Origin of the sequence: Microbacterium gubbeenense DSM 15944 (assembly GCF_000422745.1) — a bacterium.
Classification (GTDB): Bacteria; Actinomycetota; Actinomycetes; order Actinomycetales; family Microbacteriaceae; genus Microbacterium; species Microbacterium gubbeenense.
On record NZ_AUGQ01000019.1, the window covers coordinates 20,633 to 43,463 of the forward strand.

General features: G+C 66.1%; 24 protein-coding genes and 3 tRNA genes. 8 read left to right on the forward strand and 19 right to left on the reverse strand.

The genetic code is table 11. From position 1 onward, the window contains the following. Window positions 1-76: 76 nt before the first annotated feature. The 8 genes from G510_RS0110625 to tilS form a co-directional block, all read right to left on the reverse strand. Window positions 77-565, reverse strand: a complete 489-nt coding sequence (locus G510_RS0110625; protein WP_029153613.1) for a DUF3180 domain-containing protein — start codon at window positions 563-565, stop codon at window positions 77-79. Then, complete coding sequence (gene folK / locus G510_RS16515) at window positions 562-1,041, reverse strand: 2-amino-4-hydroxy-6-hydroxymethyldihydropteridine diphosphokinase (RefSeq protein ID WP_036322891.1); 480 nt, start codon at window positions 1,039-1,041, stop codon at window positions 562-564. The genes G510_RS0110625 and folK overlap by 4 nt, the downstream gene beginning before the upstream one ends. Next, window positions 1,038-1,409, reverse strand: a complete 372-nt coding sequence (folB, locus tag G510_RS0110635) for a dihydroneopterin aldolase (protein ID WP_029153614.1) — start codon at window positions 1,407-1,409, stop codon at window positions 1,038-1,040. Before folB ends, folK begins: the two co-directional genes overlap by 4 nt. After that, window positions 1,406-2,200 carry a dihydropteroate synthase gene (folP, locus tag G510_RS0110640; RefSeq protein WP_029153615.1) on the reverse strand — a complete coding sequence of 265 codons (795 nt, stop codon included), beginning with the start codon at window positions 2,198-2,200 and terminating at the stop codon, window positions 1,406-1,408. The genes folB and folP overlap by 4 nt, the downstream gene beginning before the upstream one ends. Window positions 2,201-2,204: 4 nt before the next feature. Continuing rightward, window positions 2,205-2,831, reverse strand: coding sequence for a GTP cyclohydrolase I (gene folE, locus G510_RS0110645; RefSeq protein WP_029153616.1), 627 nt, complete (start codon window positions 2,829-2,831; stop codon window positions 2,205-2,207). Between the two features lie 13 nt (window positions 2,832-2,844). Then, window positions 2,845-4,842 carry an ATP-dependent zinc metalloprotease FtsH gene (gene ftsH / locus G510_RS0110650; RefSeq protein ID WP_029153617.1) on the reverse strand — a complete coding sequence of 666 codons (1,998 nt, stop codon included), beginning with the start codon at window positions 4,840-4,842 and terminating at the stop codon, window positions 2,845-2,847. A gap of 124 nt (window positions 4,843-4,966) precedes the next feature. Then, on the reverse strand, window positions 4,967-5,518 hold the full coding sequence (gene hpt, locus G510_RS0110655) for a hypoxanthine phosphoribosyltransferase (RefSeq protein ID WP_029153618.1): 552 nt from the start codon (window positions 5,516-5,518) through the stop codon (window positions 4,967-4,969). 163 nt (window positions 5,519-5,681) lie between these two features. Continuing rightward, window positions 5,682-6,674, reverse strand: coding sequence for a tRNA lysidine(34) synthetase TilS (gene tilS / locus G510_RS0110660; RefSeq protein WP_036322894.1), 993 nt, complete (start codon window positions 6,672-6,674; stop codon window positions 5,682-5,684). Window positions 6,675-6,738: 64 nt separating this feature from the next. Here tilS and G510_RS0110665 point away from each other — a divergent pair, with 64 nt between their 5' ends. Further along, window positions 6,739-7,275 carry an inorganic diphosphatase gene (locus tag G510_RS0110665; RefSeq protein ID WP_029153620.1) on the forward strand — a complete coding sequence of 179 codons (537 nt, stop codon included), beginning with the start codon at window positions 6,739-6,741 and terminating at the stop codon, window positions 7,273-7,275. Window positions 7,276-7,325: 50 nt separating this feature from the next. On the opposite strand, the gene G510_RS0110670 is transcribed toward G510_RS0110665, so the two are convergent. Beyond that, window positions 7,326-8,828 carry a M23 family metallopeptidase gene (locus tag G510_RS0110670; protein ID WP_245563312.1) on the reverse strand — a complete coding sequence of 501 codons (1,503 nt, stop codon included), beginning with the start codon at window positions 8,826-8,828 and terminating at the stop codon, window positions 7,326-7,328. Window positions 8,829-9,014: 186 nt separating this feature from the next. Here G510_RS0110670 and G510_RS0110675 point away from each other — a divergent pair. The 4 genes from G510_RS0110675 (at window position 9,015) to G510_RS16520 (ending at window position 10,213) form a co-directional block, all read left to right on the forward strand. Further along, a tRNA-Glu gene (locus G510_RS0110675) sits at window positions 9,015-9,087 on the forward strand. A gap of 41 nt (window positions 9,088-9,128) precedes the next feature. After that, window positions 9,129-9,202: transfer RNA gene (locus G510_RS0110680), tRNA-Asp, on the forward strand. Window positions 9,203-9,265: 63 nt separating this feature from the next. Continuing rightward, a tRNA-Phe gene (locus G510_RS0110685) sits at window positions 9,266-9,338 on the forward strand. Window positions 9,339-9,541: 203 nt separating this feature from the next. Beyond that, window positions 9,542-10,213 carry a helix-turn-helix domain-containing protein gene (locus G510_RS16520; protein ID WP_036322899.1) on the forward strand — a complete coding sequence of 224 codons (672 nt, stop codon included), beginning with the start codon at window positions 9,542-9,544 and terminating at the stop codon, window positions 10,211-10,213. A gap of 152 nt (window positions 10,214-10,365) precedes the next feature. Here G510_RS16520 and G510_RS18290 read toward each other — a convergent pair whose 3' ends face one another. The 3 genes from G510_RS18290 to G510_RS0110705 all read right to left on the reverse strand — a co-directional run bounded on the left by G510_RS18290 (window position 10,366) and on the right by G510_RS0110705 (window position 11,967). Further along, window positions 10,366-10,797: a hypothetical protein gene (locus G510_RS18290; RefSeq protein WP_157560554.1), complete on the reverse strand. Its 432-nt coding sequence runs from the start codon at window positions 10,795-10,797 to the stop codon at window positions 10,366-10,368. 289 nt (window positions 10,798-11,086) lie between these two features. After that, the gene (locus G510_RS0110700; protein ID WP_036322916.1) at window positions 11,087-11,335 is read right to left on the reverse strand and encodes a DUF4287 domain-containing protein; all 249 of its coding nucleotides are present in this window, start codon (window positions 11,333-11,335) and stop codon (window positions 11,087-11,089) included. A 20-nt stretch (window positions 11,336-11,355) separates the two neighbouring features. Next, complete coding sequence (locus G510_RS0110705; RefSeq protein ID WP_157560555.1) at window positions 11,356-11,967, reverse strand: hypothetical protein; 612 nt, start codon at window positions 11,965-11,967, stop codon at window positions 11,356-11,358. 139 nt (window positions 11,968-12,106) lie between these two features. On the opposite strand from G510_RS0110705, the gene G510_RS0110710 reads away from it, so the two are divergent. Continuing rightward, window positions 12,107-12,583 carry a hypothetical protein gene (locus G510_RS0110710; protein ID WP_029153624.1) on the forward strand — a complete coding sequence of 159 codons (477 nt, stop codon included), beginning with the start codon at window positions 12,107-12,109 and terminating at the stop codon, window positions 12,581-12,583. A 9-nt stretch (window positions 12,584-12,592) separates the two neighbouring features. Here G510_RS0110710 and G510_RS0110715 read toward each other — a convergent pair whose 3' ends face one another. Further along, window positions 12,593-13,495 (reverse strand): VOC family protein, encoded by a 903-nt coding sequence (locus G510_RS0110715; RefSeq protein WP_029153625.1) that lies wholly within the window; start codon window positions 13,493-13,495, stop codon window positions 12,593-12,595. A gap of 86 nt (window positions 13,496-13,581) precedes the next feature. Here G510_RS0110715 and G510_RS0110720 point away from each other — a divergent pair, with 86 nt between their 5' ends. Next, window positions 13,582-14,550: a GNAT family N-acetyltransferase gene (locus tag G510_RS0110720; RefSeq protein WP_029153626.1), complete on the forward strand. Its 969-nt coding sequence runs from the start codon at window positions 13,582-13,584 to the stop codon at window positions 14,548-14,550. Between the two features lie 71 nt (window positions 14,551-14,621). Here the strand turns inward: G510_RS0110720 and G510_RS0110725 are convergent, their stop codons facing one another. From G510_RS0110725 to G510_RS0110735, 3 genes are all read right to left on the reverse strand, one after another. Next, on the reverse strand, window positions 14,622-15,536 hold the full coding sequence (locus G510_RS0110725) for a carbohydrate ABC transporter permease (protein ID WP_029153627.1): 915 nt from the start codon (window positions 15,534-15,536) through the stop codon (window positions 14,622-14,624). Beyond that, window positions 15,536-16,510, reverse strand: a complete 975-nt coding sequence (locus G510_RS0110730; RefSeq protein WP_029153628.1) for a carbohydrate ABC transporter permease — start codon at window positions 16,508-16,510, stop codon at window positions 15,536-15,538. Before G510_RS0110730 ends, G510_RS0110725 begins: the two co-directional genes overlap by 1 nt. Before the next feature lie 69 nt (window positions 16,511-16,579). After that, window positions 16,580-17,956 (reverse strand): ABC transporter substrate-binding protein, encoded by a 1,377-nt coding sequence (locus tag G510_RS0110735; protein WP_029153629.1) that lies wholly within the window; start codon window positions 17,954-17,956, stop codon window positions 16,580-16,582. Window positions 17,957-18,246: 290 nt separating this feature from the next. Between G510_RS0110735 and G510_RS0110740 the strand changes: the two genes are divergently transcribed. Continuing rightward, window positions 18,247-21,180, forward strand: coding sequence for an ATP-dependent helicase (locus G510_RS0110740; protein ID WP_029153630.1), 2,934 nt, complete (start codon window positions 18,247-18,249; stop codon window positions 21,178-21,180). 15 nt (window positions 21,181-21,195) lie between these two features. On the opposite strand, the gene G510_RS0110745 is transcribed toward G510_RS0110740, so the two are convergent. From G510_RS0110745 to G510_RS18570, 3 genes are all read right to left on the reverse strand, one after another. Further along, on the reverse strand, window positions 21,196-21,600 hold the full coding sequence (locus G510_RS0110745; protein WP_157560557.1) for a PIN-like domain-containing protein: 405 nt from the start codon (window positions 21,598-21,600) through the stop codon (window positions 21,196-21,198). Window positions 21,601-21,602: 2 nt separating this feature from the next. Beyond that, on the reverse strand, window positions 21,603-22,277 hold the full coding sequence (locus G510_RS0110750) for a DUF433 domain-containing protein (protein ID WP_084644320.1): 675 nt from the start codon (window positions 22,275-22,277) through the stop codon (window positions 21,603-21,605). A 20-nt stretch (window positions 22,278-22,297) separates the two neighbouring features. Beyond that, window positions 22,298-22,831 (reverse strand): hypothetical protein (locus G510_RS18570; protein WP_169562609.1); only part of this gene is annotated, 534 nt, incomplete at its 5' end.

Consider the following 22,831-nt stretch of genomic DNA (forward strand, 5'->3'; position numbering starts at 1 on the left):
TGCCGGCGGTGCGGGGCGATCCGGCACGGGCGACTGCTCGGCTCGCAGGTCGCGCCGCGAGGGCGGAACCTCCTGATCAGAACTCGGGTTCGGCTCCGGGGGAGGCGGCGTCTGACTCTCGTTCATCGGGATCCTTCGGAAGGGTGCACATGTGCTCGGCGACGAGCGCAAGAATCACGAGGGTAACTCCCCCGATCACCGTGGCGATCGCCTCCTGCCACGAGCCTATCCCTGGGACCACCGGGCGTGTGAGAACGAAGCCGATGAGTCCCAGGGCGAACCCGCCCACGAGGCAGCCGAGCATGCTGGATGCCTTCGCGAGCGCCGCGATCCGCACGGCGCGGAACGGGCTGACGCGCGGTGCTTTCGGATCGCGCACGGAGCGTCGGATCGGCAGCGCGAACGCGAGGCACACCAGGCCGAGCAGGACGAGCAGGATCGGCAGCATGAGCGACGGAACGAACGAGGGTTGGCCCGCCGATGTGCGGGCGAGATCGAGGAAGAGGCCGGCGACCGCACCGATGACGGCGCAGACGACGAGGGTCACCGTCGAGGTGCGCTTCATCGTGCCGCCTCGCGCAGGCGCTCGACGAGGTCGGCGACTCGGCCGTGGCCGGCGAGCCGCGCGTCCGGATCCACGCTCGCCCACGGCCCCAGCACGAAGTCGCGCTCGTGGGCGCGCGGGTGCGGCAGCGTCAGACGCGGATCATCGCTCGCCACCTCGCCGTACGCGATGAGGTCGAGATCGAGGGTGCGACTGCCCCAGCGCTCGGCGCGCACGCGCCCGTGTCGCGACTCGATGTCGTTCAGCGCGTCGAGGAGCACGCTCGGCGCGAGCCGCGTCGTCAGGAGCGCGACGGCGTTGAGGTAGCCGGGCGCGGACGGATCCGGACCGTCGAGCGTGATCGCGACGGATTCGATCGGCTCGGAGCAGACGACGCCGGTCGTGAGCGGCAGGTCGCGCAGCTCCGATACGGCCTCGGCGAAGGTCGCGGCGGTGTCGCCGAGATTCGCCCCGAGAGCGACCACGGCGCGGATCATCCCGCCGCCGTTCTCGAGCGGCGAACCGTCACCGAGACGTCGGCGAACTGGTGCGGGATCGGCGCGTGGGGCTTATGGACGGTGACGGCTGCGGACGCGATCCGTACGTCGGTCAGTACGGCGGCGAGGATGCGGTGCGCGAGCGTCTCGATGAGGTCGACGGGATCGCCCTCGACGATCGCGACGATCCGCTCGGCGAGCTCGCCGTAGTGCACCGTGTCGGCGACGTCGTCGCTCGCGGCTGCCGGATCAGTGTCGAGCGCGAGGCTCACGTCGATCAGGAACTCCTGGCCATCGCGCTTCTCGTGGTCGAAGACGCCGTGGTACCCGTAGGCGGCAAGGCCGGTGAGGTCGATGGAGTCGCTCATGCGCCGTCCCACGCGTCGGTCACCGCGAGGGCGTCGCGGGTCGAGGTGACGTCGTGCACCCGCACGCCCCAGGCCCCGGCGCGCTGCGCAAGCACGCTGGTCACGGCGGTCGCGAGGTCGCGTCGATCGCGCGAGGCATCGTCGCCGATCGCGCTCGAGAGGAATCCCTTGCGCGAGGTGCCGACGAGCACGCGGAAGCCGAGATCTGTCACCGCGCCGAGCTCGCGGAGCACGCTCCAGTTCTGCGGGCCCGCCTTCGCGAAGCCGACGCCCGGATCGAGGATGATCTTCGACGGATCGATGCCGGCCGCGATCGCCGCGTCGACGCGCTGACTGAGCTCGCGGGCGACCTCGCCGCCGACGTCGTCGTACTCGGCGAACGCGTACATGTCGGCGGAGGGACCGCGCCAGTGGCCGATCAGGAACTCGACCCCGGCATCGGCGACGACGCGCATCATGTCGTCGTCGGCGAGACCGCCGGAGACGTCGTTCACGATCCGCGCACCGGCTTCGATCGCACGCGCGGCGGTGGCAGCGCGATACGTGTCGATGCTCACGACGGATCCGTCAGCGGCGAGGTGCTCGACGACCGGCAGCGCGCGGCGCAGCTCCTCGTCGATGCCGACCGGCACGGATCCGGGGCGCGTGGACTCGCCGCCGACGTCGAGGATCGTCGCGCCGCATGCCGCGAGCGTGCGGCCGTGCGCGATCGCGGCGTCCGGCTCGTCGTGCTCGCCGCCGTCGCTGAACGAATCGGGCGTCGCATTGACGATCCCCATGATCTGGATCATCCGGTCAGCGGCCCTTCACTGCGGCGGCGTCGGTCGCCGCGTTCTGCGCGCCGATGATGATGTACGCCGCCATCTCCGCACGCGCCGCCTCTGTGGCGAGGTCTCCGCGCGCGGCGATCGTGACAGTCGAGCTGTCGGGCCGCTTCTCGCCGCGGGTGCGCATGCAGCCGTGCTCGGCGTCAAGCATCACGAAGACGCCGCGCGCGCCGAGGCCGTGCTCGAGCGCGTCGGCGACCTGCTCGCCCAGGCGCTCCTGCACCTGCGGTCGCGCCGAGGCGATGTCGAGCACTCGGGCGAGGGACCCGAGGCCCACGACGCTCTCGTGCGGAAGGTACGCGATGTGGGCGCGGCCCTCGAACGGCAGCAGGTGGTGCTCGCACATCGAGCGGAACCGGATGTCTCGCACGAGCACGGCGCCGGTCGGCACGGTCTCGGGAGCCGGCCCCTGAGATACGTCGATCGTGTGCGCCAGCGGCGCGGCCGGATCCTGCCCGATGCCGCCGTACATCTCGGCCGCGGCCTGCGCGACCCTGCCGGGCGTCTCGCGCAGACCGGGGCGATCCGGATCCTCGCCGATCGCTACGAGCAGCTCGCGGGTCAGCGCGGCCACGCGCTCTGTATCGACGGCCATGACGCCTCCTGGACTATGCGGTTGCGGGCCTCGTGGACCCGCCGGTCTCGGGCGAGCGCGACGTCTGGGGCGACTCCTCGGAGGCCGCGATGCCCGGTTCGGGCTGCGGGTTCGCGCGAGGCACGTCGATCGGCGGCACGGCCGATACCGGGCGTTCGCTGCTCGAGAGCCACTGCGGGCGCTCGTCGATCTTCTTCACCTCGGAGAAGATCTCGGCGATCTGCTTGTGATCGAGCGTCTCCTTCTCGAGCAGCTCGTGCGCCAGGCGATCGAGCAGGTCGCGGTTGTCGTTGAGCACCCGGTAGGCCTCGTCGTGCGCCTGCTCGATGAGGGCGCGCACCTCGCGGTCGACGCGCTCGGCCATCGTGTCGGAGTAGTCGCGGCTGTGGCCGCGGTCGTGGCCCATGAACATCTGGCCCGACGAGCCCGACAGGAGCACGGGGCCGATGTCGCGGGTCATTCCGTACTCGGTGACCATCTTGCGGGCGATGTTCGTCGCCTTCTCGATGTCGTTGGAGGCGCCCGTCGTCGGATCGTGGAAGATGATCTCCTCCGCGACGCGCCCGCCCATCGCGTACGTCAGCTGATCCTGCAGCTCGTTGCGCGTGACCGAGTACTTGTCGTCGACCGGCAGCACCATCGTGTAGCCGAGAGCCTTGCCGCGCGGCAGGATCGTGATCTTCGTCACCGGATCCGAATAGTTCATCGCGGCCGCCGCGAGCGCATGTCCGCCCTCGTGGTACGCCGTGATGAGCTTTTCCTTGTCCTTCATCACGCGGGTGCGGCGCTGGGGTCCGGCGATGGCGCGATCGATCGCCTCGTCGAGCGCGCGGTCGTCGATCAGCTGCGCGTTGGAGCGGGCCGTCAGAAGCGCGGCCTCGTTCAGCACGTTCGCGAGGTCGGCGCCCGAGAAGCCGGGCGTCTTGCGCGCGACGTCCTCGAGATCCACACCCTCGGCCAGCGGCTTGCCGCGGCCGTGCACGCCGAGGATCTGCAGGCGGCCCTTCATGTCGGGCGCGTCGACGCCGATCTGGCGGTCGAAGCGGCCCGGGCGCAGGAGCGCGGGGTCGAGGATGTCGGGGCGGTTCGTCGCCGCGATGACGATGACGTTCGCGTTGACGTCGAATCCGTCCATCTCGACGAGCATCTGGTTCAGAGTCTGCTCGCGCTCGTCGTGCCCGCCGCCCATGCCGGCGCCGCGGTGGCGCCCCACGGCGTCGATCTCATCGATGAAGATGATGGCCGGAGCGTTCTCCTGGGCCTGCTTGAAGAGATCCCGCACCCGGCTCGCGCCGACGCCGACGAACATCTCGACGAAATCGGATCCGGAGATCGGGTAGAACGGCACGCCCGCCTCGCCCGCGACGGCGCGCGCGAGCAGCGTCTTTCCCGTGCCGGGAGGGCCGTACAGCATGACGCCCTTGGGGATCCGCGCGCCAAGCGCCTGGAACCGCGTCGGATCCGCGAGGAAGTCCTTGATCTCGTGCAGCTCTTCGACCGCCTCGTCGCTTCCGGCGACGTCGGCGAACGTGACGTCGGGGTTCTCCTTCGTGACGTTCTTCGCGCGCGACTTGCCGAACTGCGCCATCTTGCCGCCGCCCTGGGCGTTTGAGAGCAGGAACCAGAACAGCAGCCCGAGCAGCAGCACGGGGATCATGATCGACAGCAGGCTGCCGAAGAATGAGGCCTGCGGCACCGCGTCGTCGTAGCCGTTCTTGGGGTCCGCGTCGCGGACGGCGTCGACGACATCGTCGGCGCGGGCGCTGACGTAGTAGAACTGGACGGTGTTCGCGCCCTCGTACTCGCTCGAGAGCGTGAGATCGACGCGCTGATCGCCGTCGGTGATGAGGACTTCCTGCACCTTGTCGCCCTGCAGAAGTTCGAGCCCCTCCTGCACCGTGACCTTCTTCGGCCCGCTGAACGCGCTGAACATCGAGAACCCGGCAATGAGCACGACCGCGATCAGCAGCACGTACACGACGGGGTGGCGGAAGATCTTCTTCACGTTCATAGTGCGTCGGTTAACCGACTCCTCCTGGTATTCGACGCGCGGGGCACGACCCAGCGCAGGTCGTCCCAGATTACCGGCCGGTGTCTATGGCTGCTCTGGGATTCGCCCACGGCGGAACGTGCGCTCAGGAGTAGACGTGCGGAGCCAGGACCGCGACGTCGCGCAGCCCGCGATACCGCTCGGCGTAGTCGAGGCCGTATCCGATGACGAAGTCGCTCGGGATGTCGAAGCCGACGTACTTCGCGTCGATCTCGACCTTCGCGGCGTCGGGCTTGCGGAAGGCCGCGAGCACCTCGATCGAGGCGGCACCGCGCGTGGCGAAATGCTCGAGCAGCCAGTTGAGCGTGAGGCCCGAGTCGATGATGTCCTCGACGACCAGCACGTGCTTGCCCTCGAGAGGCGTGTCGAGATCCTTGCGGATCTGCACGACGCCGCTCGACTTGGTCGAGGCGCCGTAGCTCGAGACGGCCATCCAGTCCATGGCCGCGTCGATCGTGAGTGCACGCGTGAAGTCGGCCATGACCATGACGGCGCCCTTCAGGACGCCGACGAGCAGGACCTCGCGATCTGCGTAATCGCGATCGACTTCCGCAGCGAGCTCGGCGAGCCGCTCCTGGATCTGCTCCTCGGTGACGAGGACTCGTTCAAGGTCTTGTGCAATGTCGGCCGCGCGCATGGGTCAAGCATATGCAGGCCGCCCCGATGAACGCACTGAGTTTCACGGATCGGGTGGGGTGAGGATCCGGTGGGTGCGTGCGCGTCCTGCGGATCCACTCCGGTGACGCGAATGGACGCTCGTCGCGGTGGGAGGATCCGTTTGCGTCACCGGAACCGACCGGTCACGCCCCGGCGGCGCGGAACGCCAACGCCTGGCCCGATCTTGTCGCCTGACAGCCCGGGAGGTCGATCGGGCCCTGGCCCGCCCAGTCGGTCACCAAGCGCGCGACCTCGAGGGTCTGGGCCCTCGTCAGAGCGACGCCGAATTCCGATGCCACCACGTGTCGGATGATGCGGTTGCGAATCGCCGCCGGGTTCGCCGCGAGGGCGGGCACCGACACCGCGATGCCCGCCTCGGCGTGCTCGACGATGTCCTCGATCGTCTCGTCGATCATGTCGGCGAAGGCCTCGTCGTCCTCGCGCAGCTGCTCCGCCGTCCGCCATAGTGCCTCGGCGATGCCCGGGCCGAGCTCGGCCTCGAGCACCGGCAACACGCGGTGGCGCACGCGAACGCGGGCGAAGCGGTCGTCGTCGTTGTGGGGATCCGCCCACGGATCGATGCCGCTCGCGGCGCAGAACGCCTCGGTATCCGCGCGGCGCAGCGCGAGCAGCGGGCGGATCCACGCCAGGCCGCGCTCGTCGAGCGCGTGCGGGGACATGCCCTGGAGACTCGCCGCACCGGATCCGCGGGCGAGACCCAGCAGCACGGTCTCGGCCTGGTCGTCGAGGGTGTGGCCGACGAGCACGGCAACGGATCCGGTCTCCGCCGCGGCCTCGCGGAGCGCCGCGTACCGTGCGTCGCGGGCCGCCGCCTCCGGTCCCCCCGCGGATCCGACGTCGACGCGCACGACGCGCGCGTCGCGGATCCCGGCGTCGCGAGCCTGGCGCGCGGCGCGCTCGGCGACCTCGGCGGATCCGCTCTGCAGACAGTGATCCACCGTGACGGCGATCGCCTCGATACCCGCATGCCGCGCCTCGTGCGCGGTGGCCTCAGCGAGCGCGAGCGAGTCGGCCCCGCCCGACAGGGCGACGAGGATGCGCGCGCCGGAATCGGCGAACGGCGCGAGCGCTTCACGAACAGCTCGCCGAACGGCGGCGACGACGGGATCCAGCATGCGTCCCAGAGTAACGATTAGTGTTAGCGCAGACCCTCCCGACTACTCAAGGAGCAACACAGGTATGGGCGCGTACGACGCAGTCATCGAGATCCCGCGCGGCAGCCGCGTGAAGTACGAGGTCGACCACGGCACGGGCCGAGTCTTCCTCGACCGCGTTCTCTACACGACGTTCGGTTACCCGAGCGATTACGGATTCTTCGAGAACACGCTCGGAGAGGACGGCGATCCGCTCGACGTTCTCGTGATCATGGACCACTCGGTGTTCCCGGGCGTCGGCGTCAAGGTGCGCCCCGTCGGCGTGCTCAAGATGAGCGATGAGGCCGGCGGCGACGACAAGGTCGTTGCGGTCATCGCGAAGGATCCGCGCTGGGAGCACATCCAGGACGTCGACGACCTCCAGGAGTACACCCGCAAGGAGATCGAGCACTTCTTCGAGCACTACAAGGACCTCGAGCCCGGCAAGTGGGTCAAGGTCGACGAGTGGGGAGGCGCCGCTGAGGCCGAGCGCCTCGTCGCCGAGTCGTACACGCGCTTCGAAGAGGACCACGGCCAGACGAAGACTCAGGGCGAGGGCGAGTTCCCCGACTCACGCTCCTGACGCATACGACGAACGCCCCGGATCCGCGGATCCGGGGCGTTCGTCGTTGATCAGACCCAGATGCCCTTGCCGGCCATGAAGTCGATCGGGTTGACGGTCGGCCCGTTGACGTAGACCTCGAAGTGCAGGTGGCAGCCGAACGAGTTTCCGGTGTTGCCCTCGTACGCGATGACCTGGCCGGCTTGGACGTACTGGCCCCAGCCGACAGCGATGCCGCCGTCCATGATGTGACCGTATCCGGTGCCGATGCCGCCGCCGTGGTTGATGCGCACGTAGTTGCCGTAGCCGCCGTTGTACCCGGCGAACTCGACGGTGCCCGCCGAGGCCGCGAAGATCGGTGTTCCGCATCCGGCGGCGAGGTCGACGCCGGCGTGGAACGAGGTCGAGCAGTACGACGGGCCGCACATCGACGTGCGCCATCCGTACCCGGAGGTTCGCGAGCCGCTGTTCGGGCGCACCCACCCGTTCGCCGGTGCGGCAGGAGCCGCGGGAGCGGCGGGTTCCGCTGGGGCGGCCGGCGCCGCGGGCTCGCCCGCAGGGGATCCTTGGGGCGCCTCCTGCGCCTGCTGCTGGCGCCGGCGCTCTTCCTCTTCCGCGGCGCGACGCTTGCGCTCTTCTTCCTCACGCTTACGCCGCGCGGCTTCCTCGCGCTTGCGGCGTTCCTCGGCGAGGCGGCGCTGCTCTTCTTCATACGCCTTGCGCTGCTTCTCGCCGTCCTTGTACTCCGCGAGAGTCTTGCTCGAGGTGTCCTTCAGCGCCGCGAGCTGCTGCTCGAGCGTGATGAGGTGGCTCTTCTGATCGGCGAGGGCCTGCTCCGCGGCGGCCTGCGCCTGCTGGGCGACCGCCATCTTCTCCTCGGCGACCTTCTGCAGGCGGTCGCGCTCCTTGCGAGCTTCCTTCGCCTGATCCGTGAGGTGCTGCGCCGAATCGCGCGCGGCGACCGCCGAGGCATAGATGGACTCGTTGCGCTCGGCGAGCTTGTCCAGCTGACCCAGCTTCGACAGCAGGTTGTCGGCGTCGCCGGCCGAGTCGGCGAACAGCAGCTCGTACGGGGTGTTGTCACCGCTCGCGCGGGAGATCGTCGATGCGACCTTCGCCGCCGCGGCCGCCGCTTCACTGGCCTTCGTCGCCTGGTCGTCTGCCTGACCCTGCAGCTCGTCTGCGCGGTGCGCGGCCTGGTAATACTCCTGCTGCGCAGCGTAGTACTCGTCCGCCGCCTTCTCCGCGACTGCCTGGGCCTCAGCGACAGCTGCCTTCAGCTGCGCGATGTAGCCCTCGATGCGCGAGATCTCGCTCGCCTTCGACGACTGGTTCGAGCGCGCGCGCTCCACGTCTTCCCACGTCGGGTAATCCGCAGGGTCGTACGAGATGGCGAACGCTGATCCGGATCCGCGCAACGCGCCGAACGCGCCCGCCGCGGCTACCCCGAGCACGCCGGCCGCGATCGCGCCGCGGCGCGTGACGGGTCCCCAGAACGCACGCTTCTCGGCGGGCGAGGGCGCGCAGTCGCACACTTCTTCTGTGCGCTCCGAACTGGGGGAAGGAGTATTCACACTCGTCACACTAACAACACCCGCCACTTTCTGAACAGCGTTCTCCCGCGATTCACGGGCGCATGCTCCCCCATCGTCGCCCTCGACACGCCCGAGACCCGCACGACGCGCCCTTGTTTTGCGATTCCGCTTCGGCCATGCGTAAGATTAAACGGTTGGCAGGTGAGCTGTGAAGCTTTTCTGTACGGCCCCATCGTTTAGTGGCCTAGGACGCCGCCCTTTCACGGCGGTAGCACGGGTTCGAATCCCGTTGGGGTCACTCCACCTGGTATAATTGAAAATCGTGCGAAAAGCACATCTGGCCCTGTAGCGCAGTTGGTTAGCGTGCCGCCCTGTCACGGCGGAGGTCGCGGGTTCAAGTCCCGTCAGGGTCGCTCCGGTGTCGGGCCTTCTTTCGAGAGGGCCCTTCGCGTAGGATGCGGCATCATGTGCCGCACGGCTCTGTAGCTCAGTTGGTAGAGCGCACGACTGAAAATCGTGAGGTCACGGGATCGACGCCCGTCGGAGCCACTGAACCCTCGTGTGGCTTCTACACACGGGGGTTCTTTTTTGTTGGGGTCCCGTTAGGTTGAGTTCCACTGAACTCCCACCGGGATGAACGGACTCGAGCTCGGCCCTCATAGTCGCCCTTCCCGCGCCGACTCTATGGCGGCAGCGCTCTTGTCGGCTGCACGTATCGATGTTTAAATATTCCTTACGAGGAAGGTTTAAGCATGAGTTTTGTTTCGACGGATGATGCGGCCCAGCAACTCGGCATCACGCCCCGCCGAGTCGTGCAGCTGCTCAATCAACGTGCACTCGAGGGGCGCCGCGTGCAGCGCGACTGGCTGGTGTCCGCCTCGTCAGTTCGACAGCGCCAAGCTCTGTCGTCATCGCGCGGTCGGCCCATGGCCGCTCATACGGCCCGCTCGCTGGTCGATGCGCTGGACGAAAACACCGCCCTCCCCGCTCGACGAGCCGAACTCCTGCGCACCCGTGAAGCGGAACTGCTCGCCAGCGCTATTGCCCATTCGGTCATCATCGACACCTTCGCGACGCGCGACCCGCAGTCTGCCTCCGCGCGCCTACACCTCACGGGCGAATCGGCACTCGATCGACTCACCTCCCTTCCCGGAGAAGCACTCATCGGAACGGCGCGCGAAGTTCACGGATACCTGCAGGACACATCGCTCGAAGATCTCATCGACGACGCCATGCTGGTGCGAAGCGATGAGGGAACGATCCACGTCTATCGGTTCCGCGATGACGAGTTCCCGTGGACCGAGGCCCCCGCAACGTTGATCGCCGTTGACGCGGCGCGCAGTACGAGCTCGCGCGTGCGCGCCGCTGGTCTCGACGCCCTTGATCGAACGAGGACACGATGGCTGGCCGGGCACACGTCATAGAGATCGACGCGGACGTGCCACCATGGCCGCTCGCGTTCGAACTCGCTTCCGCTCTCCCAACAGGCAGCTGGGTTCTTGTCGGCGGCCTCATGGTTCACGCCCACGCTCTACGCTCTGGTGTCACGGCAGTGCGCCCGACCAGTGACGTCGATCTACTGCTGAACATCGCGACGGCCTCGGCCGGCGAGATCGGACGAACAATCACCAGCATCGGATTCGAGACTGTTCAACCGTCGCGCGGCAATCCAGTTCACCGGTTCACGCGCGGCGACGATGTCGTCGACGTCATGGTCGCCCGGGATGTCCGCGCGCCCACGCGCTGGATGCAGCGTCCCCTCCTGCGCGCCCCAGGCGCCGCGCAGGCACTTCTGCGTCGCGATCGGTACACGCTTCTGGCTGATGAACGAACGGCGGAGATCGAGGTGCCGGATCCTCTCGGAGCGATTGTCGCCAAGGCCGCCGCCTACGCGGTCGATTCTCGCAATCCACAGCGCCATCTCGAAGATCTTGCCGTGCTCGGTGCCGCGATCGGCGTTCCCCGAGCACTTGACCTCGACACGCTCACACCGAACGATCGGCGCCACTTGAATCGGGTCATCCCTTTCCTCACAGATTCACACCACAGTTCGTGGGCGATTCTCGATCCGTACGACCGCGAACTCGGGCAACGCATCTGGGCGCGTATCGCCGGCGCGGTGGCACGGCCGAGCATGGACGAGGCGGGGGAGCTGTAAGACCCGTCTTTGCTCTTTCGCCGACGGCCTACCTCGGGCTTGTACACACGGGGTTTCTTCGTTGGTCCCGGTTTCGTGCCGGCGAGACGCATCACCTTGCCGCGTTACTCATAAAGGCGACGCCAGGTGATTGTGACTCTTACCGCTCAAGCTTCGCCCGCGTATACGCAACGATCGCGTTCGCGTGGCCGTGGCCGAGTCCGTGCGTGTCTTTCAGTACGCTGACGACCTCGCCGTGCTTCTGGCCGGCGTCGAGGTGGTCGGCCGCGATGTCGATCCAGTGCTGCATCGGCAGGCCGTATGTCTTCTCGATGCTCGGGAAGTACGACGCCGGGCCCTTCGGCTTGTTGTTCGGGTCGATCTCCGGCGCCGTCACTCGATGGGTCATGATGGCGATATTGCCACCGGTCACGACTCCAGGTCTAGGGGCCTCAGCGTCTCGAGGATCTCGCGGAGCTCATCGCGCGAGATCTCGCCCTTGTGGGCCTGCAGAACGAACGACGAGTGCGATGCGTCTGCCGGGTCATCGAGCTCGATGATCGCGACGGGTTCCTCGAAGTCGCGGCAGAAATTCGTGCACTCCGTGTAGTCCTGCACGAACAGCGTCGCGGCGCCGAGGCTCGTCGAGATCTCTTCGGCGTCGTGCGGATCCGCAACGTCATCGATCGTCCGGTACTCGCCGTGGTGACCGTTCAGAATCCGATCTGCCCCCGAGAGCTCGCATTCATCCGCGTACGATTCGACGGCGAGGCTCTGGCCGAACGAGTAGCGCACGAGCGAGCATCCGTCGCCGGTGGTATCGGCAGAAACCCTCGTAATCGCAAGGCCCCCTGGCACCCGTATCTCGACCGCGATCGTGTCGTCGATGATCGATACGCGGCGCTCGTCCGAGGCCCAGAGCTGTCCTTTGAGAAGCGGCACCACGATCAGCCAGATCGCGATCACCACGATGACCGCCGCGAGGCTCACCCAGATCCATATGCCGGGTCTGCGCCGCGGCCCGCCGCCGGTTGCGACCATGTCGCGCCCCTCCCCCTCGATGCCTTCTGCGAATCAGCGTATGGCAATGGGCCTGCCGCGCGAGTGCGCAGCACCCGCGGTTCGACGCGCTCGTCGCGCCCGATTTCCGCGGATCCGGGCAAGCACGCACACTGTAAATATGGGTCAAGAGCGCGAGAACATTGATGGCGGCAAGCGATCCGAGAGGTCGGTTCGCCTCGACAGCCTCGACGATGCCTTCGCGAGGTACGGCATCCCGGTCGGCAATCGCGCGCTCATCCAGGGGATCCACGACAACGCCGGCGCATCACGGCTGATCGGCTTCTCCGACTACTTCCGCATCGAGCGGCGCGGCGGCGGGCCCGCCCTCGAGGTGCACCGCAGCTACACCAACGGATTCCGCTCCGAGCAGGATGCGAAGAAGAGCGCCGGTGATGCGCCGCGCTGGCCGAGCCGGCGACTGCACGGATCCTGGGGCGTCGATCATCCTGAGATCGGTCGCGTCGAGGAGCCCCCGGCGCGAAAGCGCGCGGCTCCTGTTCGGCGACCAACCGTGCCGGAGCGGCAGGCCGCTGTGTGCCCGAACTGCTTCCTCGAGATCCCCGCGACGGGTGTGTGCTCCTCCTGCGGTGAGTGAGGATCCGCCTCAGTACTCGGCGATGACGATCTTCTTCTGATTCAGCAGCGTCGCGTGGGCGCCGGGGCGCTCCATCAGATCCCCCATGCTCTTCGGCACAATCTGCCAGCTCACGCCGTATTTATCGGCGAGCCAGCCGCACTGCTCGGCTTCGAGCACCGCGGATAGCGCCGACCACAGGCGGTCAATCTCGTCCTGATCCTCGCAGCGCACCTCGAGCGAGACGCCGGCCGTGAACGAGAAGTCCTGCTCAACGCCGGAATCCATCATCGAGAACCACTGCCCCGCCAGTCGGAACTCGCCGAACACGACGTCGCCGGCCGCGGCAGGCCCCGTCGACTCGGGGTACTCCGCGACGAGACCGAGGCCCGAGTCGTCGAACAGCGACGTGTAGAAGTTCGCGGCCTCGCGCGCCTTCCCCTCGACGGGGCCGGCGAACATCAGCTGCGGGATGACGAACGGGCGCGGCTCTCCCGCCGGATCCGTGAGGATCAGCTGCCAGCTCACGCCGAAGCGATCCTCGATCCAGCCGTAATGCGGACTGAACGGATACGCATCCAGCGGCATCAGGGTGCGCCCACCTTCGGAGAGCCCGGCCCACACCTCGTCGAGGTGCGCACGCGCCGCTGGCTCATCGCCGCCGAACTCGAGCGGATCGAAGTTCAGCATGAACGAGATCGCCGGGTTCGGGCGGAACTCGTCGCCGGCGTTGACGAGCACGATCAGGTAGTCGCCGATCCGCAGGTCAGCGACCAGCGGCAGCCCCGCGAATTCGCTCTGCCAGTCGGGCACGTCGTCGGGGTACCTGGCCGTGACGACGCTCGTCGTGTCGCGGAACACGGATCGGTAGAACTCCCCCATCTCTTCCGCGTTGCGCGTGCACCAGACGTTGGGAACGATCTTCTGCGACATCTCAGCTCCAAGGCTCGGGGTCTGGATCCAGCGTGCGCGCCCCACCCCCAGGGTTCAAGGGGTCTGGCCGTTGGTACGCTCGCCTGATGCCCAACCCCGATGTATACGCCGCTGCCGAGCGATGGATTGCCCCACAGATCAAGGAATGGTCGCCGGCGTGGCGGGAGCACCTCGCGGGGTGGCTCGATCCCAGCATCGAGCTCGTCGGCGATGCTGCCTGGGGTGCGCAGTATCGCGACATGGTTCAGCTTCCGGTTCCGGATCCGCTCGCGTGGGCGAACCGGCGGATCCCGTTGGCGGACGGGCGCTGGGCCATCGCCGGCATTCGGTTCCGCGGGCAGGATATCGAGAAGCCCTTCGTGGACATCATCGCCACGTCGCTCGCCCCGGATTCCGCGGGCGTCGCCGCCCTCGGCGAGGTACTGCCGCACTTCAGCGACTTCGCTCCGCTGTGTCTGCGCGTGAACCTGCCGGATCCGGATCAGGCGCTCCGAGCGCTGGCCGCGTCGGACGCCGTGCACGCGACGCCGGACCTGCTGATCGTGGCGCGCCCCGTCGCCGAGATGCTCGAGCTGCCGCTCGACGACCGATACGACGATGTGACGATCGCTCCGTGCGATCCCGCGTTCGCTGCGGAGCGCGTCGCCGCGATCTACGAGGAGCTAACGCCATCGCGGCCGAAGCTCGCGCAGTGGGCCACGCCCGCCGACGCGGACTCGCTCGAGGATGCCGCCGAGCAGGGCCTGCTCTTTGATGTGCGGGTCGACGCCGCCTCGGCCGGCATCGTGGCCGCCGAGCGCGACGACTCGTACGGGCTCGCGGGCTTCTGCATGCAGGAGGTCGCCATCGACCACGCTCACCGGGGTCAACGCGTCGGCGTCGCCGCCCTGCAACGGCTGGCCCGGGAGCTGCCGTCGAACGCCGATGACGTGCTGTGGGGCCACATCCATCCCGACAACGTGCCGTCGCTGCGCAACGCACAGGAGAGCGGCCGGAAGGTCGTCACCGCGCATGTGTGGGTCACGCCCGCGGGGTACGGCGGGATGCCCTCCTAGACCCCCTCAACATGACGCGTGCTGCTCTCAAACCTCAGTTTGAGAGCAGCACGCGTCATGTTCAGGCAGGGTCAGCCCTTCACGGATCCTGCGAGCAGGCCCCTCACGAAGAAGCGCTGCAGAGCGAAGAACACGATCAGCGGGACGATGATCGACACGAACGCGCCCGCCGTCAGCAGGTGCCAGTCCTGACCGCGGTCGCCGGTGAGCGCCGCGAGCGCCGCCGTGAGCGGCTGCACCGTCTTGGATCCGCCGGAGAACGTCAGACCAACGAGCAGGTCGTTCCAGACCCACAGGAACTGGAAGATCGCGTAACTCGCGATCGCCGGCAGCATGAGCGGAAGCATGATCCGCAGGAACACGGTCACGTGGCCGGCGCCGTCGATCCGCGCCGCCTCGATCAGATCCTTCGGCACCTCCGACATGAAGTTGTGCAGCAGGAAGATCGCGAGCGGAAGCCCGAAGATCGTGTGCGCCACCCAGAGCGACAAGAACGGGAAGATGTCGGCGATCGCCGTGCCCGAGAAGATGCGCAGCAGCGGGATCAGCGCCATCTGCAGCGGCACGATCTGCAGCGTGAAGACGGCGACGAACACGATGTCGCGCCCCTTCCACTCCAGCACCGAGAACGCGTACGACGCCATGATCGCGAGGATCAGCGGCGCGAGCGTTGCCGGAATTGCGATCACGATCGAGTTCTGGAAGTACACCGCGAGGTTCGTCGAGGTGGATCCGCCGAGCACCGACGCGTAGTTATCGAGCGTGAACTGGGGGTTCGCGAAGATCGTCCACCATCCGCTGGACTTGATCTCGCTCTCGGGCCGGAACGACGATACGAACAAGCCGACGGTCGGCACGGTCCACAGCACCGCGATCACCAGCGCGATGGCGCTGCCGATGCGGTTGCCGACGAGCTTCTTGAAGCTGCCGGCAGCGGATCCGGGTTTCTTCGCCGGGTTGACCGACGTGAGTGTCTGCGTGGTCATCAACGCACCGCCTTGTTCTTGTTCATCTGCCGCACGTTGTAGACCACCAGCGGAATCACGAGCACGAAGATCACGACGGCCATCGCGGATCCGATGCCGTTGTTGCCGTAGGTGAACGACCAGTCATACATCTCGTTCGCGAGCACCTGCGTGCCGAACTCGGCACCGGTCATCGTCTGCGTGATGTCGAACACCTTCAGCGTCGCGATGCAGATCGTCGTCAGCACGACGACGAGCGAGGGCCGGATCGAGGGGATCGTGATCTGGAAGAACAGTTGCGACGCGCTCGCGCCGTCCAGGCGCGCGGCCTCGACGATGTCGCTCGGCACGGCCTTGATCGCCGCCGACAGCACGACCATCGCGAACCCGGCCTGGATCCAGACCATCACGAAGATCAGGAACAGCGTGTTGAGCGGTGAGTCCTGCAGGAAGCGCACGGGTTCGAGCCCGATTCCGGTGATGATCGAGTTCAGCAGACCGATCTGCTCCTGCGCCGAGCCGCGGTACTCGTACATGAACTTCCAGATGATGCCCGCGCCGACGAACGAGATCGCCATCGGCAGGAAGAGCAGCGACTTCGCGACCTTCTCGAAGCGCGACCCGTCGATCAGCACGGAGTACACGAGACCGATCACGGTCGATCCGAGCGGCACGAGCACGACCCACAGCAGCGTGTTGCCGAATGCTTGGAAGCCGTCCTGGAACAGGTAGGCGTAGTTGTCGAGCGCGACGAAGCTGTCGCTGCGCTTGTCCATGAACGACATCCAGATCGTTCGGACCGCCGGGTAAATGAGACCGACCGCGAGCAGCAGAAGCGCGGGCCCGCCGAACACGGCGGCCATGGCGAACGTCTGCTTGCGCCCGCGCAGGTGATCGGCGGCGCGCGCGATCAGCAGCAAGATCACAAGAATGGCGAGGAAGGCCAGGACCGCGAGGATCATCTGGCCGTTCTTCGAGTAGAGCAAGAATCCCACGAAGGTGCCTCCAGTTTCGGGCGACAACGGGCCGGGGCGCGCGATGCGCCCCGGCCCGTCACGCGGGGGTTACGGCCAGCTGTTCTCGACGGAGGTGAGCGCCTCTTCGGAGGTCGCCTGTCCGTCGGTCCAGTTGGTCAGAGCCGACCAGAAGCTGCCGGCACCGACCTCGGAGGGCATCATGTCGGATCCGTCGAAGCGGACCGTCGCGCCCTCGTCCTGCATGAGCTCGATCGTCAGGCGCAGCACGTCGCTCGACGCGTTGGCCGGGTCGGCCCCGTTGTTCGGGCTGACCATGCCGCCGATGCTCATGCGGGTGTTCGCCCACTCGGGGGAGGCGAAGTACGCCAGCACGGCCTGCGTCGCTTCCTCGTCGTTGAACGCGGCCATGTAGTCGCCCGCGATCAGCAGCGGCGTCTCATCGGCCGAGTCAGCCGGCAGGTAGAAGGCGAAGATGTCGCCGTCAGGTCCGACGTCCGTGCCCTCGGGCAGCTGCGCCTCCCAGAAGCTCGCAGCGCGGAACAGGAAGCAGTTGTCCTCGAGGACCTGGAATCCTGCGTCTGCCCACGGCATGGTCGCGGCCGAACGAGCGTCTCCGATACCGCCGTTGACGTAGTCCTCGTTCTGCACGATGTCGCCGACGCGGTCGAGCGATGCGACGATCTGCGGGTCGTTGAACGGGATCTCGTGGTTGACCCACTGGTCGTAGACGTCGGTGCCGGCCTCGCGGAGCACCGCGTCTTCCACGAAGTCGGTGGCCGGCCAACCGGTCGCACCGCCCGACTCGATGCCATAGCACCAGGGCTTCACGGTGTCGCTGCCGTGGTCGGCGGCGATCTGGTCGGTGAGGGCCATCATGTCGTCCCACGTGGTGGGAATCTCGTAGCCGTTCTCCTCGAAAACGCTCGGCGAATACCAGACGAACGACTTCGCGGATCCCTGAATCGGGACGCCGTACTGCTCGCCGTCGACGTTGCCGTAGCTCCGCCAGTCTTCGGTGTAGTTCGCCTCCGCGGCCTCGAGCGCGTCACCCGTCGCCGGGGAGAGGTAGCCGCCGTCGACCATGCGTGCCAGGAGACCCGGCTGCGGGAAGATGGCGAGGTCGGGCGCGTTGCCGCCCTCGACCTGCACGAAGATCTGCGACTCGAACTCGTTCGTGCCGTTGTGCTCGATCGTGATGCCGGTGCAGCTCGAGAAGTCGGCCCACGACTCGGCGAGCTGCTCACCTTCGACGCCCTCGATCGTCGAGGACATCTCGACGGTCTCGCCGTCGAAGGTGCCGTACTGCTCGAATTCGGCGCAGTCGGCGTCGCTGCCGTCTCCTCCGCCACCCGTGGTGCCACCGCCGCCGCCCAGGTCATCGCCTGCGCAGCCGGTGAGCGCGAGGCCCATCACCAGCGCACCGGCGATTCCGATCCCTGCGCGCCGCGTCCTCAATGTCGTCATGTCTCCGACGTCCTCTCTGACGTTGATCATTCGACGCACGGCGACCCCGCCGCGCGCTCCAACAAGTCCATGCAACCGCTCCCACGCCCGGAATGCAAGCTTTTCCCGGCGCGTGTGTCGTCACGGAAAGGTCACGATCTGAGCGCCGCCCGTGACCTTCATCCACTCGGGCACCGCATACAGCCGCTGTGCTGCGCACGAGCCCTCGTTGCGAACAGTCGATCTGCCTACACGTTATGCCGGCGCCCGTCGATATGCTGACCAAAACTCGAGCAGCAGCAGGAGCGGCAGTGAAGTTCAAGTGGGTATCCGTAGCGAAGACTCAAACGCCTGTGCCGGAGCCGTTCGCCGTCGAGATTAGCCCGCCCAAGCCCAAGGCGAAGCCCGAGGTCACTCCCCCCATCCCGCCGGTATTGCGCCCGACCGACGCGAAGCCCAGACCACGAGTGTCCGCCGTTACACGGGGGCCTGCAGCGACGACGGCGAATATTCCATCGCTCGAGGGCGACGCAGCTGACGCTGTCGCACACCGCGGAGGCCACATCCAGATCATCGCCGCTGCGGGCTCCGGAAAGACGGAAGTTGTCGCTCAGCGCGTCGCTGCACTTCTGGCAGAGGGCGACGAGCCTGAGTCGATCGTCGCGTTTACCTTCACGGAGAAGGCGGCCTCCGAGTTGAAAGAGCGCATACGAGAACGCGTCACCGCGCGCATGGGCGTTGCTGCAACCGACCAGCTGGGACGCCTGTTCGTCGGCACCATTCACGCGTACTGCTTTCGTATGCTTCAGAGTTACGTGCCTCGCTATGAGACGTATACCCCGCTGGACGCAAACCAGCTGACGAACTTTGTCTACCGCGAGAACCGCTTCATCGGCATCAAAGACCTGTCGTTGGCGAAAGGCAGGTTCAACAGCATCGAGGCATTTCAGCGAGGCATCGACGTTCTCGAGAACGAACTCATCAGCCCGGAGACGCTACCCGCAGGCGACTTCAAGTCGGCCGTCCGCGCATATTACGAGACGCTTGACCGCTACCAGTTCATGTCGTTCGGTACGCAGATTGTCCGAGCAGTCGAGGCCCTTGCTGACCCGAAGGTTCACGCAGAAGTCACGGCACCACTTCGTCATCTCGTCGTCGATGAGTACCAAGACGTCAACCCTGCGCAGGAGAAGCTGATCGAACTACTCGCGAAACCGCACGGGAACGCCGACGTCGTGGTCGTCGGAGACGACGACCAGGCGATTTACCAGTGGCGAGGTTCCTCCGTCGAAGGCATCGTGACGTTCGCCGAACGATATTCAGACGTCACCCAGTTCAAGCTGCTCGCGAACCGACGCTCACAGCCCGGCATCGTCGACGTCGCGAATACGTTTGCCCAGACGATCCCTGGCCGCATCGAGAAGCAGATGCTTGCAGTTCGCGAAGTCGACGGACCGAGCGTTGCCCTGTCTCGCAATCCCGGCGCCGAGTCCGACGCAGCGGACGACATTGCGCGTCAGATACGCGACTTTCACGCCGCGGGACTCCCCTATCGCGACATCGCGATCCTTGTTCGCGGGCGCGCTGCATACCCCGCTCTGATGGAGTCACTCAGCCGAGCAGGGATTCCAGTGCAGGCCGGTGGCCGGTCTGGTCTGTTCACTCAGCCCGAACCTGACGTGTTTGGTGCGACGTATGCGTGGATCAGCGATGTCGCCTGGAGAACAGCCAAGTACGCACAGGGTGAGATGGTCACGCTAGGCGGCCTGCTCGACGAGTACACAGAGATTTTTGACCTCGACACAGATGCCGTTGCCAAGGTCGCCGTGCACCTCGAAGATTGGAAACTTGCCGCGCTGTCGAGCAGGTTCAATCAGAGTCTCGTGGGCGACTTCTACGAGCTGGTGGGTCTGCTCGGTGTCAACCGCTGGGACCTTGCCGACGCAATGGTACGAAATCGTCTCGGAACCATTGCACGGTTCACGTCGGTCCTAGCCGATTACGAGGGCGTCACATGGCGCTCGCGCAAGGATCAGGCGAACCCCGGGGAGCAGGTCGGCGGGCAGAGCGGCGGAGAATGGTTCTACAAGAACCTCGCGATCTTGCTCACGAACTACTCCGTGAGCAACTACGACGACTTCGCTGGCGAGGAGGGACATCTCGATGATGGCGTCGCACTTGGCACGGTCCATGGCTCGAAGGGTCTCGAGTGGCCGGTCGTCTTCTTGCCCTCGCTGGTGAAGACTCGGTTCCCCTCGAGCATGAGCGGTCGGTCACAAGAATTCCCACCCGACCTCATCGAACACTTTGACCGCGAACGCTACGAAGGATCGGATGCGGACGAACGGCGACTATTCTACGTCGCGATCACGCGTGCTCGAGATGCGGTACTTCTTTCGAGCTACTCCCAGATGAACGGAGGCAACAACCGCGCGGCCTCGCCGTACTACGACGAAGTTGCCAGGACTTTCAAAGGCGCGGGATCGCCGACGTCTGCCGCGAGCGCGACGATTGCGTCAGAGCATGACCTTGTCATCACCTATAGCGAACTTGCCGCGTTCGAGTCATGCCCTCGTAGCTACCTCCTGAGGAACGAACTCGGGTTTATGCCGACGATCCGGCAAGAGCTCGGCTACGGAAACGCCGTCCATCACACGATGCGCGTGCTCGCGGAGCGAACCCAAGCAACGGGTTCTGTACCGACTGCGGCACAAATTGATCAGTTGCTCGATTCTGAGTTCTTCCTCCCCTACGCCAACAAGGCGGGACATAAGGAGATGCGTGAGAAGGCACGCAGGTTGGTGATGCGATACGTCACTGAGCATTCGTCGGATCTGCTGTGCACCTGGGCGACGGAACGACCATTCGAGCTTTACCTCGACGGAGTCGTCGTCTCCGGTCGCGCGGATGTTATTTACGACAACCACGACGGCCAGGTGGACCGGCTAGCAATCGTCGACTACAAGACGTCGACCGGCGGCCAAGTCGATCCGCTGCAACTGCAGATCTACGCCGAGGCCGGACGCCGAGAGGGCCTCGATGTCGGCGCCGCATTCATACAAGACCTCGGCACCGAAGTACGCCACGACGTAGAGATCAACCCCTACGCCGTCAAGAAAGCGGAAGCGCAAATCATCGCAACCGTCGACAGCCTGCGCCGCCGCGAGTTCGAGCCGAAACCAGGCCGTCGCAAGTGTCGCGAGTGCGACGTTCGCCACCTGTGCTCGGCGGCGCCGAAACGATGAGCTCGGCCTCCTTGGTTAGGTCACGTTGAGGTGCTTACGTCGCAGGCCACTCACGCCAAGAGAAACGACGAAAGGCGGCCGCACTGTCGCCCACTTGTGGATTGCCGCTTCGTGCTTCAGGCAAAAGTCTCCCATCATCTGGGCAGTGAGATCTCCGCGCGTGAAGGCAATAACTCGAGCATCGTTCATGTAGATGGCGCGCGCCTCAAGTGGCCGTGAGGCCACGCGGTGATCCTTCACGAGAAGCAAGTAACCCGCACGCGAGCCTGCCTCGATCCACTCCTCGTCGCGCATCGCTTGTGCGCGTACATCTCCATACTCTTCGGCGAGCGTACGAGCATCCCATCCCGCGTCGCGCAGGCGTGCTACCAGGAGTCGGCCTCCGACCGAGCGGTCAAGAAGGAAGCGCGCCCCGGCCATGCTCAGGCCGCCTGCACCAACAGCGAGTGGAGCTCTGGTCTACTCAAACCGAAGTCTTCAGCAACGTCGGTCATCGGCTCGCCGGCACGCACTCGGCTGACGATGTCGTCGACTCGCACACCGAGCCGGGCGATCGTCGGTTGCCCAGAGTTGCGCACGGGATCGACGATCACGTCCGCGCTTTCGTAGGCCGGCAGTCGCAGAAAGTCTACGAAACCGTCACGGTAACTGATGCTCTTCAAGTACTGCTCAACCACGTCGCGAAAAACACCCTGATGGTTACGCACGACGACGAGTTCACGTTCACCGTTCTCGATGAGAATCTCCGCACCATCAGTTTTGAGCTTCTCGCTGAGTAGCGCGTTCTCAAGCCCAAGCTCTTCGCGGAGCACGTCGATTGCGGGTTTGATTCGTGCCATCGGCAACCCGGCGCGACGGAACGACTCGACGATAAACCCTTCGGCCAACGCGTTGAACGGCACCGTGTAACCGCGCCCCGACTGCACACCGCTGAGGATCGGCTTCGTCCAGCCTTTTTCACCCTCTCGACGTTGACGGAAGCTATGGCCGTGAGCCCACCGCGTGAACGACGTAGCCGGCGCGCGAATGATGTGGGCCGCTTCGCCCAGAGAGTAGATCGGCGTCGTGTGCGCCACATCATCCACACGTGTTTGCATGCAAACAGCTTACCGCTTGCTCATGCGTCGTACTCGATCGCGATATCGAACTTATAGAAATCGATCGCTGGTTTGTCGTCATGCAAGATGCTGTCGCGGACAGTCGGCATGGTCATGTCGAGCACCTTCATCGTATTTCCGACCTGCGCCACAGCTTCGATCCGATGGAACTCGGATCCGAACTCCTTCGCGAACTCCGCAAGCGCCTTTAGCTTCACGACGGCGTCATCAAGGGGCTCTTCGCATTTGAGCGTGTAGTGCCCGTCCGGGAGGACGTGCGCGTGGCGGTCCCGTGAGAGAGGTCGAGGCCTCCCGAGGATGGAAGTTCCTAAGCTCACCATCCGGAAGACCTCGACGTGCACCACGCTACCTTCGGCGACCCCGATCTGACTGTGTTCACCGCCCTCGACGACCACGGCCTCACCGTCACGGGCCTCACGCTCATGCACGCTGGCGCGACCCTGGAGTGCCGCGTCACCGATCGCGACCCGTTCTGCCGCAGCTGCGGCGCGGAAGCGACCCCGCGCGGGACACAGGTGCGGCGCCTGGCTCAC

Excerpts from the sequence above, each read along its gene's own strand:
- G510_RS0110625 (WP_029153613.1), bottom strand. The coding sequence starts at position 565 with ATGAAGCGCACCTCGACGGTGACCCTCGTCGTCTGCGCCGTCATCGGT.
- folK (WP_036322891.1), bottom strand. The coding sequence starts at position 1,041 with ATGATCCGCGCCGTGGTCGCTCTCGGGGCGAATCTCGGCGACACCGCC.
- folB (WP_029153614.1), bottom strand. The coding sequence starts at position 1,409 with ATGAGCGACTCCATCGACCTCACCGGCCTTGCCGCCTACGGGTACCAC.
- folP (WP_029153615.1), bottom strand. The coding sequence starts at position 2,200 with ATGATCCAGATCATGGGGATCGTCAATGCGACGCCCGATTCGTTCAGC.
- folE (WP_029153616.1), bottom strand. The coding sequence starts at position 2,831 with ATGGCCGTCGATACAGAGCGCGTGGCCGCGCTGACCCGCGAGCTGCTC.
- ftsH (WP_029153617.1), bottom strand. The coding sequence starts at position 4,842 with ATGAACGTGAAGAAGATCTTCCGCCACCCCGTCGTGTACGTGCTGCTG.
- hpt (WP_029153618.1), bottom strand. The coding sequence starts at position 5,518 with ATGCGCGCGGCCGACATTGCACAAGACCTTGAACGAGTCCTCGTCACC.
- tilS (WP_036322894.1), bottom strand. The coding sequence starts at position 6,674 with ATGCTGGATCCCGTCGTCGCCGCCGTTCGGCGAGCTGTTCGTGAAGCG.
- G510_RS0110665 (WP_029153620.1), top strand. The coding sequence starts at position 6,739 with ATGGGCGCGTACGACGCAGTCATCGAGATCCCGCGCGGCAGCCGCGTG.
- G510_RS16520 (WP_036322899.1), top strand. The coding sequence starts at position 9,542 with ATGAGTTTTGTTTCGACGGATGATGCGGCCCAGCAACTCGGCATCACG.
- G510_RS0110700 (WP_036322916.1), bottom strand. The coding sequence starts at position 11,335 with ATGACCCATCGAGTGACGGCGCCGGAGATCGACCCGAACAACAAGCCG.
- G510_RS0110705 (WP_157560555.1), bottom strand. The coding sequence starts at position 11,967 with ATGGTCGCAACCGGCGGCGGGCCGCGGCGCAGACCCGGCATATGGATC.
- G510_RS0110710 (WP_029153624.1), top strand. The coding sequence starts at position 12,107 with ATGGGTCAAGAGCGCGAGAACATTGATGGCGGCAAGCGATCCGAGAGG.
- G510_RS0110715 (WP_029153625.1), bottom strand. The coding sequence starts at position 13,495 with ATGTCGCAGAAGATCGTTCCCAACGTCTGGTGCACGCGCAACGCGGAA.
- G510_RS0110720 (WP_029153626.1), top strand. The coding sequence starts at position 13,582 with ATGCCCAACCCCGATGTATACGCCGCTGCCGAGCGATGGATTGCCCCA.
- G510_RS0110725 (WP_029153627.1), bottom strand. The coding sequence starts at position 15,536 with ATGACCACGCAGACACTCACGTCGGTCAACCCGGCGAAGAAACCCGGA.
- G510_RS0110735 (WP_029153629.1), bottom strand. The coding sequence starts at position 17,956 with ATGACGACATTGAGGACGCGGCGCGCAGGGATCGGAATCGCCGGTGCG.
- G510_RS0110745 (WP_157560557.1), bottom strand. The coding sequence starts at position 21,600 with ATGGCCGGGGCGCGCTTCCTTCTTGACCGCTCGGTCGGAGGCCGACTC.
- G510_RS0110750 (WP_084644320.1), bottom strand. The coding sequence starts at position 22,277 with ATGCAAACACGTGTGGATGATGTGGCGCACACGACGCCGATCTACTCT.